General features: G+C 71.6%; 11 protein-coding genes. 4 read left to right on the plus strand and 7 right to left on the minus strand.

Features of this window, described 5'->3' with window-relative positions:
- Positions 1–127 precede the first annotated feature (127 nt).
- Both DI272_RS35325 and DI272_RS35330 read left to right on the plus strand, forming a co-directional pair.
- Positions 128–1,075, plus strand: coding sequence for a peptidoglycan recognition protein (locus DI272_RS35325; protein ID WP_181387424.1), 948 nt, complete (start codon positions 128–130; stop codon positions 1,073–1,075).
- A 111-nt stretch (positions 1,076–1,186) separates the two neighbouring features.
- Positions 1,187–1,396 carry a hypothetical protein gene (locus DI272_RS35330; RefSeq protein ID WP_109499246.1) on the plus strand — a complete coding sequence of 70 codons (210 nt, stop codon included), beginning with the start codon at positions 1,187–1,189 and terminating at the stop codon, positions 1,394–1,396.
- Positions 1,397–1,403: 7 nt separating this feature from the next.
- Here DI272_RS35330 and DI272_RS35335 read toward each other — a convergent pair whose 3' ends face one another.
- From DI272_RS35335 to DI272_RS35350, 4 genes are all read right to left on the minus strand, one after another.
- Positions 1,404–1,922 carry a DUF4240 domain-containing protein gene (locus DI272_RS35335; protein ID WP_109499247.1) on the minus strand — a complete coding sequence of 173 codons (519 nt, stop codon included), beginning with the start codon at positions 1,920–1,922 and terminating at the stop codon, positions 1,404–1,406.
- A 56-nt stretch (positions 1,923–1,978) separates the two neighbouring features.
- Complete coding sequence (locus DI272_RS35340; protein ID WP_109499248.1) at positions 1,979–2,956, minus strand: YafY family protein; 978 nt, start codon at positions 2,954–2,956, stop codon at positions 1,979–1,981.
- Positions 2,957–3,015: 59 nt separating this feature from the next.
- Positions 3,016–5,721, minus strand: coding sequence for a pyruvate dehydrogenase (acetyl-transferring), homodimeric type (gene aceE, locus DI272_RS35345; protein ID WP_109499249.1), 2,706 nt, complete (start codon positions 5,719–5,721; stop codon positions 3,016–3,018).
- Between the two features lie 366 nt (positions 5,722–6,087).
- On the minus strand, positions 6,088–6,720 hold the full coding sequence (locus DI272_RS35350) for a GntR family transcriptional regulator (RefSeq protein ID WP_109499250.1): 633 nt from the start codon (positions 6,718–6,720) through the stop codon (positions 6,088–6,090).
- A gap of 281 nt (positions 6,721–7,001) precedes the next feature.
- Between DI272_RS35350 and DI272_RS35355 the strand changes: the two genes are divergently transcribed.
- The gene (locus DI272_RS35355) at positions 7,002–7,679 is read left to right on the plus strand and encodes a hypothetical protein (protein WP_109499251.1); all 678 of its coding nucleotides are present in this window, start codon (positions 7,002–7,004) and stop codon (positions 7,677–7,679) included.
- A gap of 64 nt (positions 7,680–7,743) precedes the next feature.
- On the opposite strand, the gene sucB is transcribed toward DI272_RS35355, so the two are convergent.
- The 3 genes from sucB to DI272_RS35370 form a co-directional block, all read right to left on the minus strand.
- Positions 7,744–9,525: a 2-oxoglutarate dehydrogenase, E2 component, dihydrolipoamide succinyltransferase gene (gene sucB / locus DI272_RS35360; RefSeq protein WP_109499252.1), complete on the minus strand. Its 1,782-nt coding sequence runs from the start codon at positions 9,523–9,525 to the stop codon at positions 7,744–7,746.
- A 65-nt stretch (positions 9,526–9,590) separates the two neighbouring features.
- Positions 9,591–10,979 (minus strand): dihydrolipoyl dehydrogenase, encoded by a 1,389-nt coding sequence (lpdA, locus tag DI272_RS35365; protein ID WP_181387425.1) that lies wholly within the window; start codon positions 10,977–10,979, stop codon positions 9,591–9,593.
- A gap of 302 nt (positions 10,980–11,281) precedes the next feature.
- The gene (locus tag DI272_RS35370; RefSeq protein WP_109499254.1) at positions 11,282–12,802 is read right to left on the minus strand and encodes a leucyl aminopeptidase; all 1,521 of its coding nucleotides are present in this window, start codon (positions 12,800–12,802) and stop codon (positions 11,282–11,284) included.
- Between the two features lie 363 nt (positions 12,803–13,165).
- Here DI272_RS35370 and DI272_RS35375 point away from each other — a divergent pair, with 363 nt between their 5' ends.
- Entirely contained in the window at positions 13,166–15,193 is a 2,028-nt protein-coding gene (locus DI272_RS35375; RefSeq protein ID WP_109499255.1) for a hypothetical protein, read from the plus strand.
- The last annotated feature ends 92 nt before the right edge of the window (positions 15,194–15,285 follow it).

The following is a 15,285-nucleotide window of genomic DNA, read 5'->3' on the forward strand; positions in this document are numbered from 1 at the left end:
CTCGGACCCCTTATTACGGGCGGGACGGGCCCGGTGATCAGCCGCCACGCGCGCGTGGCGCCGGAACAGGCCACGCGTGCGTGCACACGGTGTCCGTGCCTCCGGAGAAACGCCCCGGACCAGGACGATGGTTCCACCGGGTGGCACACCACACATCGCGGACGCGGAAGATCGGGCCGAGAGTGGGACCATGCGTGTCCGAAGAGCACGGGGAATACGACGCCGCCGCCCGGTACGCATACCGGCCCGGCCGCGACGGCGAAGCCGCCGTGTGCCGCTCCCGCTGGCATGCGTGCCCGGCGTCGCGGCCGTGGCCGCCCTGATCCTCTGCGCGACCGGCGTCGACCACCGCCCCGCGGCCCGCCCCGCACACCCCCTCGCGGCCCGCCCGGCCACCCCGCACCGCGCACCGAAGCCGCACATCGTGCCGCGCTCGGCGTGGGCGGCGGGCACGGGCGAGGCGAACACCGCCGCCCGGACCCCGCCCCCCGCGCGGTACGACGACAAGGTCGTCGCCGTCTTCGTCCACCACACCGACTCGCCCAACGGCTACGACTGCGCGGACGCGCCCCGCATCATCCGCTACCTCGCGGCCGGCCAGACCGGCGCCCGCGACTGGGACGACATCGGCTACAACTTCCTCGTCGACCGCTGCGGCACCATCTACGAGGGTCGCGCCGGCGGCGTGGACCGCCCGGTCACCGGCGCCCACACCCAGGGCTTCAACCACCGCACCACCGGCATAGCGGCCCTGGGCACCTTCACGGCGGGCGTGACGGTGCCGCGGGCGATGACGGACGCCATCGCGGCCCTCGCGGCATGGAAGCTGGGCCTGGCGGGCATCGACCCGCGCGCGAGCGTGCGGCTGCTGTCGAGCAACAGCTTCAGCCGCTACGCCGCCGGCACCACCGCCACCCTCCCGGCGGTCGCCGGCCACGACGAGGGCTACATGACCAGCTGCCCCGGTGCCGCCCTCACGGCCGAACTGCCCCGCATCAGGGACGAGGCGGCCCGCCTGCAAGGACGCACGCCCCCGCGTCCCGCCGAGGACGGGGCGGCGCCCCGGCGGGCATGAGACCGGGAAAGAGGGGGGAACGGTTCACAGGCTTCTCGCAGCCGGCTCAACGGCCGGCCCGAGGCAGCCTCCCTACCGTCGACGCACACGCACTGACCGGAGGTGGGGAACATGAACAGCAGTCACACCGGCACCAAGACGTCCCGCGGCCCCTGGGCGGCGCTCTGCGCCGCCGCGGCCGTGGTCCTCGGCCCGGCCGCCGTCACGGCCTCGGCGCTCGACCAGGCCAACGCCGCGCCGATGCACCACGTGGTGCTGAAGGCCGACCAGACGCAGGCGTACCTCCCGACGGACACGGCCCGCCGCAGGACGGCGGCCTGAAGGGACGTCAGCCCCTGAACCGCTCCCACAGCTTGGGATACCGCTCCGCCAGCGCCGCGTCGTTCTCGAAGTCCACCGGCGTCCCCTCCGGCTCGGGCGCCGCCTGGGCGATGCCGAGGTCGGGGGCGACGGCGCCGGTGAGCTGTTCGTAGGCCTCGTCGGCGGCGTAGCCGAGCTCCTCCCCGTCGCCGTCGATCTCCTCGTCGAAGTCGCCGAGCAGGTCGGCCAGGGAGTCGGGCGCGTGCACGGCACCCTCGTACACCTCGCGGCCCTGCCCGATCAGCCAGCACCGGAAGGAGTCGAAGGCGTCGTCGCCGGCCCCGTCCAGGAGCAGCCAGGCGGCGCCCCACAGGTCCCAGGTGTACGCGCGGTTGTAGCGGGCCTCGAAGTGACGGGCGAAGTCCAGGACCATCTCCGGGTCCAGCTGGAGGAGCCGGTCCACGAGCAGGTCGGCCTGCTCCTCGGGGTCGCCCTCGGCGGCCTCGCGGGTGGTGTCCACCAGCTCCCAGAACTCCGTCTCGTCCATCACGGGTCCAGCATCGGCCCTGGACGGGTGGGGCGCACGTGGAGTGGGGCGGATTGTTATGTCCCGTACAGGCGCGCCATCCCGCGCGCGTCCGCCGCGAAACGCGCCCGCAAGCCCTCCGGAGCCAGCACCTCCGCCTCCGCCCCCAGCCCCAGGAGCTGGGAGTGCGCGACCTCCTCGGACTCCACGGGGACGGTCACGGTCACCCAGCCCTCCGCGTCCGGCGCCCCGGACCGGCTCAGCGCCTCCCGCGCGGCGACCCGGTCGAGGACGTGCGGCAGCCCGCGCACCCCAGCCGGGGACAGCCGTACCACCACCTCGGCCCGCAGGATGGCCCGCGCGAACTGCTCGGCCCGCTCCTGCCAGAACCCCGGCAGGTCGAAGTCCTCGTCGCGCGAGAAGCGGTCACCGGAGGGCTCCACCGCCGTGAACCGGTCGATCCGGTACACCCGGAAGGACCCGGTGGCCCCCGGGACCCGCGCGCACAGGTACCAGACCCCGGCCTTCAGCACGAGCCCGTACGGCTCCAGCTCCCGCTCGACCTCCGTCTCGCCCTTGCGATAGCGCGCGACGACCCGCCGGTCGTCCCACACCGCGTCGGCCACGGCGGGCAGCAGCTCGGGGGTCTTCGGCTCGTTCCACCACGCCGGGGCGTCCAGATGGAACCGCTGGGCGGCCGACCGCGAGGCGTCCCGCAACGACGGCAGCAGCGCCGCCGACACCTTCAGCCGGGCCGCCGAGGCCGCGTCCTCCAGCCCCATCTCGCGCAGCGCCCCCGGCAGCCCGGACAGGAACAGCGCCTCCGCCTCGCCGCGGTGCAGCCCGGTCAGCCGCGTCCGGTACCCGCCGATCAGCCGGTACCCACCGGCCCGCCCCCGCTCCGCGTACACCGGCACCCCCGCCTCCGACAGCGCCTGCGCGTCCCGGGTGACGGTCCGCTCCGACACCTCCAGCTCCGCGGCGAGCTCGGCGGCGGTCATGGACGGCCGGGACTGGAGCAGCAGGACCATCTTGATCAGGCGGGCGGCACGCATGGGGCCCATCATGCAACGAGGCCCCCGCCGCGGCGGGGGCCTCGTCACTCACCGAGCTGCTACAGCCCGTACTTCTCGCGCGCTTCCTTCACGGCCGTCGCCTTCACCTCACCGCGCTTGGCGAGCTGCGCCAGCGCCGCGACCACGATCGACTCGGCGTCGACGCCGAAGTGGCGGCGGGCCGCGTCGCGGGTGTCGGAGAGGCCGAAGCCGTCCGCGCCCAGCGACGACCAGTCCTGCTCGACCCACTGCGCGATCTGGTCCGGGACCTGGCGCATGTAGTCGGAGACGGCCAGGACCGGGCCCTCGGCGCCCTGGAGCGCCTGCCGGAGGTACGGCACCCGCTCCTCGCCGCGCAGCAGGGCCGCGTCGGCCTCCAGCGCGTCCCGGCGCAGCTCGGACCAGGACGTCGCCGACCAGACGTCGGCCGCCACGCCCCACTCCTCGGCCAGCATCCGCTGCGCCTTCAGCGCCCAGTGGATCGCCGTGCCGGAGCCCAGCAGCTGGATGCGCGGGGCGTTGGCCGCGGCCACGTTCACGCCCGCCGACTCGGCCGTGTTGAAGCGGTACAGGCCCTTGACGATGCCCTCGTCGATGCCGAGACCGGACGGCTTGGCGGGCTGCGGGAGCGGCTCGTTGTAGACCGTCAGGTAGTAGAAGACGTTCGGGTCCTCGCCCGGGGCCGCCTCGCCGTACATGCGGCGCAGACCGTCCTTGACGATCGTGGCGACCTCGTACGCGAACGCCGGGTCGTACGTCAGCGCCGCCGGGTTGGTCGCCGCGATGACCGGGGAGTGCCCGTCGGCGTGCTGGAGGCCCTCACCCGTCAGGGTCGTACGGCCCGCCGTCGCGCCCACCAGGAAGCCGCGGCCCAGCTGGTCGCCGAGCTGCCACATCTGGTCGGCCGTGCGCTGCCAGCCGAACATCGAGTAGAAGATGTAGAACGGGATCATCGCCTCGCCGTGCGTCGCGTACGCGGTGGACGCGGCGATGAAGTCGGCCATCGAACCGGCCTCGGTGATCCCCTCGTTGAGGATCTGGCCGTTCTTGGCCTCCTTGTAGTACATGAGCTGGTCGCGGTCGACCGGCTCGTACGTCTGGCCCTTCGGCGAGTAGATGCCGAGGGACGGGAAGAGGCTCTCCATGCCGAAGGTGCGCGCCTCGTCGGGGACGATCGGCACCCAGCGCTTGCCCGTCTCCTTGTCGCGGACCAGGTCCTTGATCAGGCGGACGAAGGCCATGGTGGTGGCCACGTTCTGGGAGCCGGAGCCCTTGTCGAAGGAGGCGAACGCCTTCTCGGCGGGGGCGGGCAGCGGGGCCAGGGCGTGCGTGCGGCGGGCCGGGGCCGGGCCGCCGAGGGCCGCGCGGCGCTCCTGGAGGTAACGGACCTCGGGGGAGTCGGCGCCGGGGTGGCCGTAGGGCACGACACCGTCGACGAAGGCGCTGTCCGAGATGGGCAGCTCAAGAAGATCACGCATCGTCTTGAACTCGTCCACCGTCAGCTTCTTCATCTGGTGGTTGGCGTTCTTCGACGCGAAGCCCTCGCCGAGCGTGTGGCCCTTGACCGTCTGGGCCAGGATCACCGTCGGGGCGCCCTTGAACTCGACCGCGGCCTTGTAGGCGGCGTACACCTTGCGCGCCTCGTGGCCACCGCGCGAGAGGTGGAAGCACTCCAGGATCTTGTCGTCGCTCAGCAGCTTCGCCATCTCGACGAGCGCCGGGTCCTTGCCGAAGAAGTCCTGGCGGATGTAGGCGGCGTCGCGGGTCTGGTACGTCTGGACCTGCGCGTCCGGTACCTCACGCAGCCGTCGTACGAGCGCGCCGGTCGTGTCGAGCTGGAACAGCTCGTCCCAGGCCGAGCCCCACAGCGTCTTGATGACGTTCCAGCCGGCGCCGCGGAACTGGGCCTCCAGCTCCTGCACGATCTTGAAGTTCGCGCGGACCGGACCGTCGAGGCGCTGGAGGTTGCAGTTGATGACGAAGGTGAGGTTGTCGAGACCCTCACGCGAGGCCAGTGCGAGTGCCGCCGTCGACTCCGGCTCGTCCATCTCGCCGTCGCCGAGGAAGGCCCAGACGTGGGAGGCGGAGACGTCCTTGATGCCGCGGTTGGTCAGGTAGCGGTTGAAGCGCGCCTGGTAGATCGCGGAGAGCGGGCCGAGGCCCATCGACACCGTCGGGAACTCCCACAGCCAGGGCAGGCGGCGGGGGTGCGGGTACGACGGGAGGCCGTTGCCGCCGGACTCGCGCCGGAAGTTGTCGAGGTGCGCCTCGTTCAGGCGGCCGTCGAGGAAGGCGCGGGCGTAGATGCCGGGGGAGGCGTGGCCCTGGATGTAGAGCTGGTCGCCGGAACCGTCGGCTTCCTTGCCCTTGAAGAAGTGGTTGAAGCCCGTCTCGTAGAGCCAGGCCGCCGAGGCGAAGGTGGCGATGTGGCCGCCGACGCCGTACTTGCTGCCGCGGGTCACCATGGCGGCCGCGTTCCAGCGGTTCCACGCGGTGATCCGGGCCTCCATCGCCGGGTCACCGGGCAGGCCCGGCTCCGCGGCGGTGGGGATGGTGTTGACGTAGTCCGTCTCGAGGAGCTTCGGCAGCGCGATGCCGTTGCCCTCCGCCCTCTCCAGCGTGCGGCGCATCAGGTACGCGGCACGGTGCGGGCCCGCAGCCTTGGCGACCGCGTCCAGGGAGGCCTGCCATTCGGCGGTCTCCTCGGGGTCCCGGTCGTGGAGCTGGTCGAGCTCGCTCGGCTGGATGGCGTTGGGGTCGGTCATGTCGCCGCCTTCCTCAGTCGAAGGGGGTTCCCTCATCTGTAAGGGTTCGGGGGTGCCCTAGGTCTTTGGCAGGACAGGGCTTGAGCCCCGGTAGGGGCTCGTCGGGCCCCGGTGGAGGCCCGTCGGCGACTGTAACTCCCTGATCGATGATCGATCAAAGGGTTGAGGGGCAAAACCTCTTGATTCCGAGAAAGTAGGCACGGGGTGCCTCCGGCGGTGGCACCGGGTGACCTTGTTCGACGCCGGTTTTCGCAGGTGAGCGGGGGGCTGCTCGGGTGGGTTTGGCCGTCGTGCTACGGGTGCGTGGCCGGGTGCGGGAGCGTCGTGGTTGGTCGCGCAGTTCCCCGCGCCCCTGGATATGCCGCCCTACTGCCCCTCATGACGCGGGGCGCAGCCCAGGACATGGGCCTTCACCAACTCCGCGATACGCGGGTCCCGGCGCCGGAACGCCTGCACCAGCTCCTCGTGCTCCTCCGCGTACGACTGCTGCACCGTGCCCAGCCAGCGGATCGACAGGGCCGTGAACACCTCGATGCCGAGGCCCTCCCAGGTGTGCAGGAGCACGGAGTTGCCGGCCGCGCGGACCATCTCCCGGTGGAAGCCCACCGTGTGCCGCACCTGGGCGGTGCCGTCCGACGCCCGGTCCGCCTCGTACAGCGCCGCCACATGCGGCTCAAGCGCCGAGCAGTCGCTCGCCAGCCTCTCCGCCGCCAGCTCCGCCGCGATCGCCTCCAGACCGGCCCGGACCGGGTAGCTCTCCTCCAGGTCGGCCGCGGTCAGATTCCGCACCCGCACGCCCTTGTTCGGCGCCGACTCGATCAGCCGCAGCGACTCCAGCTCGCGCAGCGCCTCCCGCACCGGCGTCTGGCTGACCTCCAGCTCGGTCGCGATCCGCCGCTCGACGATGCGCTCGCCCGGCTTCCAGCGCCCGCTGACGATCCCCTCCACGATGTGCTCGCGGATCTGTTCGCGCAGCGAGTGGACGACGGGCGCGGTCATGAGTGCTCCTTAAGGAGGGGCCGCCCATCGGCCCCGGGGGCGTTTGACGTTTAGACAATAAGGCCGCAAGCGCTTCCCCGAGGGGCGCACGGGGGCGCTTTCCCGCAGGTGAGACGAGACTTACACGCTCCACACGGCGACCCGCCCTGTAAAGACCCGTACCGGAGCGGGTGCGGAGGCGTCACCGCCGTGTCACCGGAGGAACCCCGGCGAGCCGCTTGCCCGTCGCGGTCGGCGTGGGGTGCCCGCGCGGGGCGCCCCCTGCACCATCGGGGGATGGCATGAACAACCGAGGACGGCGCGGAACGCTTCGCTGGACGGCCGCGGCGGCCGTGATCGGCGCGATCGTCGGCATCACCGGCTGCCAGCAGACGGCCACCAGGACGAAGGCGGAGGCCACACCCAGCGGAACCGCCGAGGCGCTCACCCACATGGCCGGCGGCAGCCGGGCGGGCGGCGGTGCCTGTGTCTTCGTCAAGCCGGACGGCGCCCAGAAGTTCGGGCACGTCGGCTGGGGCTTCCGGATCACCGGCACGAACCAGTGGGTCTACGGCGCCGTGGAGAACCCCACCGACAAGCTCTACACCCCGCCGGGCGGCGACATCGGCGCCTGGCACGCGCAGGGATCGTACGACCGCATGCTCAGCGACATGTCCCGGGACGCCCACTACCCCGGCAAGTCCACGCACCCGTACAGCCGTTACCGCTGCGTCGCCTCGTCGACCGGTGACGTGAACTCCGCCCGGGCCATGATCCGCAGCGTCGAGGGCCGCGGCTTCCTCGTCGGCTTCGACCCGAAGAGCGGCGAGCTCACCTCCCGCGACTGCCTCGACGCCACCTACGACGTGCTGCGCGCCTACCGGGCCCGGCACCTGACCTACTCGCCCCGGCTGAACGTCCCGAACGTGTGGGTGGAGACCCTGTGGGACTGGAGCGACCGCACCCTGACGCCCCGGTAGCGGAACACGGCGGTGCCCCGCCCGGAAAGCTCCGGACGGGGCACCGTACTGCTGCTGGAGCGGCTTACAGGCCGAGCTCGACCTCGAACTCGCCCGCCTCCAGGATCGCCTTGACCGCGGTCAGGTAACGGGCCGCGTCGGCGCCGTCCACCAGACGGTGGTCGTAGGAGAGGGTCAGGTAGGTCATGTCGCGGACGCCGATGACCGTGCCCTCCTCGGTCTCGATGACCGCCGGGCGCTTGACCGTGGCACCGATGCCGAGGATCGCGACCTGGCCCGGCGGCACGATGATCGTGTCGAAGAGCGCGCCGCGCGAACCCGTGTTGGAGATGGTGAAGGTCGCGCCGGACAGCTCGTCGGGCGTGATCTTGTTGGCGCGGACCTTGCCGGCCAGCTCCGCCGTGGCCTTCGCGATGCCGGCGATGTTGAGGTCGCCCGCGTGCTTGATGACCGGGGTCATCAGGCCCTTCTCGGAGTCCACCGCGATACCGATGTTCTCGGTGTCGAAGTAGGTGATCGTGCCCTCGGCCTCGTTGATCTTGGCGTTGATGGGCGCGTGCGCCTTCAGCGCCTGGGCCGCGGCCTTGACGAAGAACGGCATCGGGGAGAGCTTGACGCCCTCACGGGCCGCGAACGCGTCCTTGGCCCGGGCGCGCAGCTTCATCAGCCGCGTGACGTCGACCTCGACGACCGAGGACAGCTGCGCCTGCTCGTGCAGCGCCTTGACCATGTTGTCGCCGATGACCTTGCGGATGCGCGGCATCTTGACGGTCTGGCCGCGGAGGGGAGAGGCCTCCAGGCTCGGCGCCTTCTTGGCGGCGGGGGCGGCGGCCGGGGCAGCCGCGGCCGGAGCCGGGGCAGCGGCGGCGGCCTTCGCGGCCTCGGCGGCGGCGACGACGTCCTGCTTGCGGATACGACCGCCGACGCCGGTGCCCTTGACGGCGGCCAGGTCGACGCCGTTCTCGGCGGCGAGCTTGCGCACCAGCGGGGTCACGTAGGCGCCGTCGTCACCGGAGGTGGCGGGCGCCGGGGCGGCCGGGGCAGCGGCCGGGGCGGCCGGAGCCGGGGCGGGGGCAACCGGGGCGGGCGCCGGAGCCGGAGCGGCGGGGGCCGGAGCCGGGGCCGCGGGGGCGGCCGGGGCGGCGGGCGCGGGGGCCGGAGCCGGGGCGGCCGGAGCCGCGGGCGCGGCGGCGGCCGGAGCGGCACCCGGGGCGCCGATGACGGCGAGCTTGGCGCCGACCTCGGCGGTCTCGTCCTCACCGACGACGATCTCCAGCAGCACACCGGAGGTGGGCGCCGGGATCTCGGTGTCCACCTTGTCGGTCGACACCTCCAGCAGCGGCTCGTCGGCCTCGACGGTCTCGCCGACCGCCTTCAGCCAGCGGGTGACGGTGCCCTCGGTGACGGACTCGCCGAGCGCGGGCAGGACGACGTCCGTGCCCTCGGCGGAACCGCCGCCGGTGGCGGCCTCGGCGGTGGGAGCGGGCGCCGGGGCGGCCTGCTCGGTGGACGGGGCGGCAGCGGCCGGCTCCGGAGCCGCGGCGGGCTCGGGCTCGGGCGCGGGCGCGGGCTCGGCGGCCGGGGCCGGGGCGGCAGCGGGGGCACCGGTGCCGTCGTCGATGACGGCCAGCTCGGCGCCGACCTCGACCGTCTCGTCCTCGGCGACCTTGATGGAGGCCAGGATGCCGGCGGCGGGGGAGGGGATCTCGGTGTCGACCTTGTCGGTCGACACCTCGAGCAGCGGCTCGTCGGCCTCTACTCGCTCACCCTCGGCCTTCAGCCAGCGGGTGACAGTGCCCTCGGTGACGCTCTCGCCGAGCGCCGGAAGGGTTACGGAAACCGCCATGGTTTCGGTTGCTCCTTACGAATTGCGGAAGTCTGAGTCGTCGCGTGCGCTTCGTCGACCGAGGGTCAGTCGTGCGCGTGCAGCGGCTTGCCGGCCAGCGCCAGGTGGGCCTCGCCGAGCGCCTCGTTCTGCGTCGGGTGGGCGTGGATGAGCTGGGCGACCTCGGCCGGCAGCGCCTCCCAGTTGTAGATCAGCTGGGCCTCGCCGACCTGCTCGCCCATCCGGTCGCCGACCATGTGGACGCCGACCACGGCACCGTCCTTGACCTGGACGAGCTTGATCTCGCCCGCGGTCTGGAGGATCTTGCTCTTGCCGTTGCCCGCCAGGTTGTACTTCAGAGCGACGACCTTGTCCGCACCGTAGATCTCCTTGGCCTTGGCCTCGGTGATACCGACGGAGGCGACCTCCGGGTGGCAGTAGGTCACGCGGGGGACACCGTCGTAGTCGATCGGGACGGCCTTGAGGCCGGCCAGACGCTCCGCAACCAGGATGCCCTCGGCGAAGCCGACGTGCGCGAGCTGGAGGGTCGGGACCAGGTCGCCGACGGCGGAGATGGTGGGGACGTTCGTCCGCATGTACTCGTCGACCAGGACGTAGCCGCGGTCCATCGCGACGCCCTGCTCCTCGTAGCCGAGACCGGCGGAGACCGGGCCGCGGCCGACCGCGACCAGCAGGACCTCGGCCTCGAACTCCTTGCCGTCGGCCAGGGTGACCTTGACGCCGTCGGCGGTGTACTCGGCCTTCTGGAAGAAGGTGCCCAGGTTGAACTTGATGCCGCGCTTGCGGAACGCGCGCTCAAGAAGCTTGGAGGAGTTCTCGTCCTCGACCGGGACGAGGTGCTTCAGGCCCTCGATGACGGTGACGTCCGCACCGAAGGACTTCCAGGCGGAGGCGAACTCGACGCCGATGACACCGCCGCCCAGGATGATCGCGGACTTCGGCACACGGTCCAGCACGAGGGCGTGGTCCGAGGAGATGATGCGGTTGCCGTCGATCTCCAGGCCCGGCAGCGACTTCGGCACGGAGCCGGTCGCGAGGAGCACGTGGCGGCCCTGGATGCGCTGGCCGTTCACGTCGACGGAGGTGGGGGAGGACAGCCGGCCCTCACCCTCGATGTACGTCACCTTGCGGGAGGCGACGAGACCCTGGAGGCCCTTGTAGAGCCCGGAGATCACGCCGTCCTTGTACTTGTGGACACCGGCGATGTCGATGCCCTCGAAGGTGGCCTTGACACCGAACTGCTCGCTCTCGCGGGCCTGGTCGGCGATCTCGCCCGCGTGCAGCAGGGCCTTCGTGGGGATGCATCCCCGGTGCAGGCAGGTGCCGCCGACCTTGTCCTTCTCGATCAGGGCGACGTCCAGGCCCAGCTGCGCCCCGCGCAGGGCCGCGGCGTAACCGCCACTACCACCGCCGAGGATCACTAGGTCGAAAACGGTGCTGGCGTCGTTCGCCACGTCACGTCCTCCATGCATGTGCGCCTACGCCGGTCTGCGGTGACCGGTCGGCGGCTGGTGTCCGGCCGCTCTTTCTTCGGCCCTGTGGTGGGGCCCTGTCCTGCCGAGCCCCATCTTCGCACTTGTCGGAAGGGAACGAGACGCCGGGCCGGGGTGTGAGACACCACACGCTCACATGTGAGGAGGGCGAGAAGTGAGATGCCTGAGCGTGGCGCACCCAGGGGCGCGGGGGACTGCGCGACCAGCCCCCACGCCCCTTGTGGACGCCGCACCACCGATGGCACCGAGCTATTGGGCGAACATCACCCCAGGTCACCCGAGGCAGTCAGCTCCGCCAGCCGCACCAACGTACGCACAGCGGTACCCGTACCCCCCTTGGGCGTGTACCCGAACGGCCCACCCTCGTTGAACGCGGGCCCCGCGATGTCGAGGTGCGCCCAGGTGATCCCCTCGCCCACGAACTCCCGCAGGAAGAGCCCGGCGACCAGGCCACCACCCATCCGCTCACCCATGTTGGCGATGTCGGCGGTCGGGGAGTCCATCCCCTTGCGCAGGTGCTCCGGCAGCGGCATCGGCCACGCCGGCTCGCCCACCTCTTCCGCCGCCTCGTGCACCGCGGAGCGGAACGCGTCGTCGTTGGCCATGATCCCGAACGTCCGGCTGCCCAGCGCCAGCATCATCGCGCCGGTCAGCGTCGCCACGTCCACGATCGCGTCCGGCTTCTCCTCCGACGCCGCCCACAGCGCGTCGGCCAGCACCAGCCGGCCCTCGGCGTCGGTGTTGAGCACCTCCACCGTCTTGCCGCTGTACATCCGCAGCACGTCACCCGGGCGCACCGCCGAACCCGACGGCATGTTCTCGGCGAGCGCCAGCCACCCGGTGACGTTCACCTCCAGGCCGAGCCGCGCGACCGCGACGACCGCGGCGAAGACCGCCGCCGCACCGCTCATGTCGCACTTCATCGTCTCGTTGTGACCCGCCGGCTTCAGCGAGATGCCGCCCGAGTCGTAGGTGATGCCCTTGCCGACGAGCGCCAGGTGCTTCTTCGCCTTGGAGGAGGTGTACGACAGCTTCACCAGCCGCGGCTTGGCCTCGGAGCCGCCGCCGACGCCCAGGATGCCGCCGTAGCCGCCCTTGACCAGGGCCTTGTCGTCGAGCACCTGCACCTTGATGCCGTGCTCCTTGCCCGCGGCCTGCACGACGGCGGCGAAGGCCTCCGGGTACAGGTCGTTCGGCGGGGTGTTGACCAGGTCGCGAGCGCGGTTCAGCTCCTCCGCGACCGCGAGGGCACGCTCCACGGCCGCCTTGTACGCGCGGTCACGGGGCTTGCCGCCGAGCAGGGCCACCTCGGCGAGCGGCGCCTTGGCCTTCTTCGGGTCCTTGGCGTTCTCCTTGTACGCGTCGAAGGAGTACGCGCCGAGCAGCGCGCCCTCGGCGACCGCGCCGGCGTCGGCGGCGTCCGTGAGGGGCAGGGCGAACGCGGCCTTCTTGGAGCCGTTCAGCGCGCGGGCGGCGGTACCGGCGGCCCGGCGCAGCGCCTCGGCGTCGAAGGAGGAGTCCTTCTCCGGCTCCGGACCGAGGCCCACGGCCACGACGAGCGGGGCCTTGAAACCGGACGGGGCGGGCAGCTTCGTCACCTCGCCCTCGGCGCCGGAGGCACCGAGGGTCTCCAGGACGCCGGCGAGGCTGCCGTCGTAGGCCTTGTCCACGGCCTCGGCGCCCGGTGCGACGACCGGGCCCTTGGCGCCCTTGGCGACACCGATCACGATCGCGTCGGCCCGCAGGCCGGGCGCCGCGGCGGTGCTGAGAGTGAGAGCAGTCACGGTGGTGAAATCTCGCTTCCGATGTGAAGTTCAGTTGGTCGAGCTGGGTGGGTCGACCGGGCCCGACAGCCGACCCTAGATCCGCGTCCAGGGGCGGCATCGACCGGGGCCTTCACCCCGTCGATGAGCACCCGGACCGAGCCTACGCGCGTGGCGCGCTTTCGCTCATTCCTACGGGCGTTCACCTGTGAGTGGCGTCGTGGCCACTTCTCGATCCTCACCACCGGTCACCTCGGTCACACTCCTCGTGTTCCGGTGAGCGACCCGCTCGCCGCTTTGCATGATTTCCACGGATCTTCCTTGAATCCACCACATAGGACTGCTTGGTGCCTCAAGGGGATCTTCTGGGGGGAAGGACACCCAATGGCGCAGAATGCGCTCAGATGGAGGGCCGCGGCCGCCGCCCTGGCGGCCACCGGACTGCTGTCGACGGTCCTCGGAACGCCCGTCGCGTCGGCCGCGGTGACTCCGCGCATCGATCTCAGAGTGCTGGTCGTGGACAACGGCGACAGCCCCGTCCAGGCGATCACCGCCCAGCTCAGGAACACGGGCATCCCGTACACCACCGTCGACCTGAACGACGCGAACCGCTCCACCATCACGGACACGTTCCTCGCCGACACCGTGAACGGCACGCCCCGGGCCAGGTACCAGGGCGTGGTGCTGCCCAACGAGGCCCCCTTCGGAGCCGGGTCGGCGGAGCAGACCGCGCTGGAGACGTACGAGCGGACGTACGGCATCCCGCAGGTCGACGCCTACACCTGGGCGCACCCGGAGGTCGGCCTGGACTACAGCGCGTACTCCGGGACGCTGGACGGCCGGACGGCCGACGTCACCACCGCCGGCCGGGCGGGCTGGTTCGGCTATCTCGACGGGGCGGTCACCTTCGAGGACAACTCGCCCTCGACACAGGAGAGTTACGGCTTCGTCGCCACGCCCCGCACCGGCTTCACCAGCTATGTCGACGTGCCCGTGCCGGGCGGCACCGGCCGGGGCAGCCTGATCGGCGAGTACGCCCACGACGGACGCCGCGAACTGGTCGTGACCTTCGCCTACAACCAGTACCAGCAGCAGTTCCGGGTGCTCGCCCGCGGCATCGTCGAATGGCTGACCCAGGGCATGCACCTGGGGCAGGCCCGCAACTACTTCGCCGTCCACGTCGACGACGTCTTCGCGCCCGACAGCCGCTGGGACACCGAACACAACTGCACGCCGGGCGACTTCACCTGCCCCGGCGGCGACGGCGCGGGAACAGTGCCGATCCGCATGACCGCCGCCGACGCCCAGTACGCGGCGCAATGGCAGCAGGAACACGGCTTCAAGCTCGACATGGTCTACAACGCCGGCTCCGGCGAGGAATGGAAGACCGAGAACGGCGGCACCGACCCGCTCGCCACCCAACTGCTCGCCGACAAGGCCAAGTACCGCTGGATCAACCACACCTACACGCACAAGTTCCTGGGCTGCATCCAGGACACCACCAGCGTGCCGTGGAGCTGCGCGAAGAACGCCGACGGCACCACCCAGTACCTGAGCCGGTCCGAGATCTCCGCCGAGATCAGCAACAACTACAACTGGGGCGTCGCCAAGGGCCTCCCGCTCAACCGCGCCGAACTCGTCACCGGCGAACACTCGGGCCTGAAGACGCTGCCGCAGCAGCCCGACGACAACCCCAATCTCGCCGGCGCGCTCTCCGCGAACGGCATCAAGTGGACCGGCTCCGACAGCTCCCGTGAGCCCGAACAGCGCGCCGTCGGCAGCAGCACCCTCACCGTGCCCCGCTACCCGATGAACGTGTACTACAACACGGGCACCGACGCGGAGATGGCCGACGAGTACAACTGGATCTACACCTCGGCGGCCGACGGCGGCAGCGGCCTGTGCGAGAACAACCCGTCCTCCACCTGCCTGCCCGCACCCCTCGACCAGGCGACGGGTTACCAGTCGTACATCGTCCCGCAGGAGGCCCGCACCGCCCTCGGCCACGCGATCTCGGGCGACCCGCGCCCGCACTACGCGCACCAGTCCAACCTGGCCGAGGACCGCACGCTCTACCCGGTCCTGAACAAGGTGCTGGCCGACTACCAGGCCCTGTTCGCCGACAACACCCCGCTGGAGAACCTCGCCCAGGCCGCCATCGGCACCGAACTCCAGCGCCGCGCCGCATGGCAGGCCGCGCTGGCCTCCGGCAAGGTCACGGCGTACCGGGTGGGCAACACGGTGACGATCACGGCCCCGAGCGGGACCCAGATCCCGGTGACGGCCCCGGAGGGCACGAAGAAGCAGCTGCTGCTGGGGGCGAGCACCTTCGGCACGCAGTACGCGGGCAGGCGCTCGGCATGGACCACGCCGGAGCCGCTGCAGTCGGCAGTGACTTTGAAACTTCCGTAAGCAGCAACGCCCCTCAGGGGCGCGGGGCTGCATTCGATCTGCGGCTACCGCCGCGTGGGCGCGACCGGCCACGACGCGGCGGTGGCCGGGAA

This window comes from Streptomyces sp. Act143, from assembly GCF_003143935.1.
Lineage (GTDB): Bacteria > Actinomycetota > Actinomycetes > Streptomycetales > Streptomycetaceae > Streptomyces.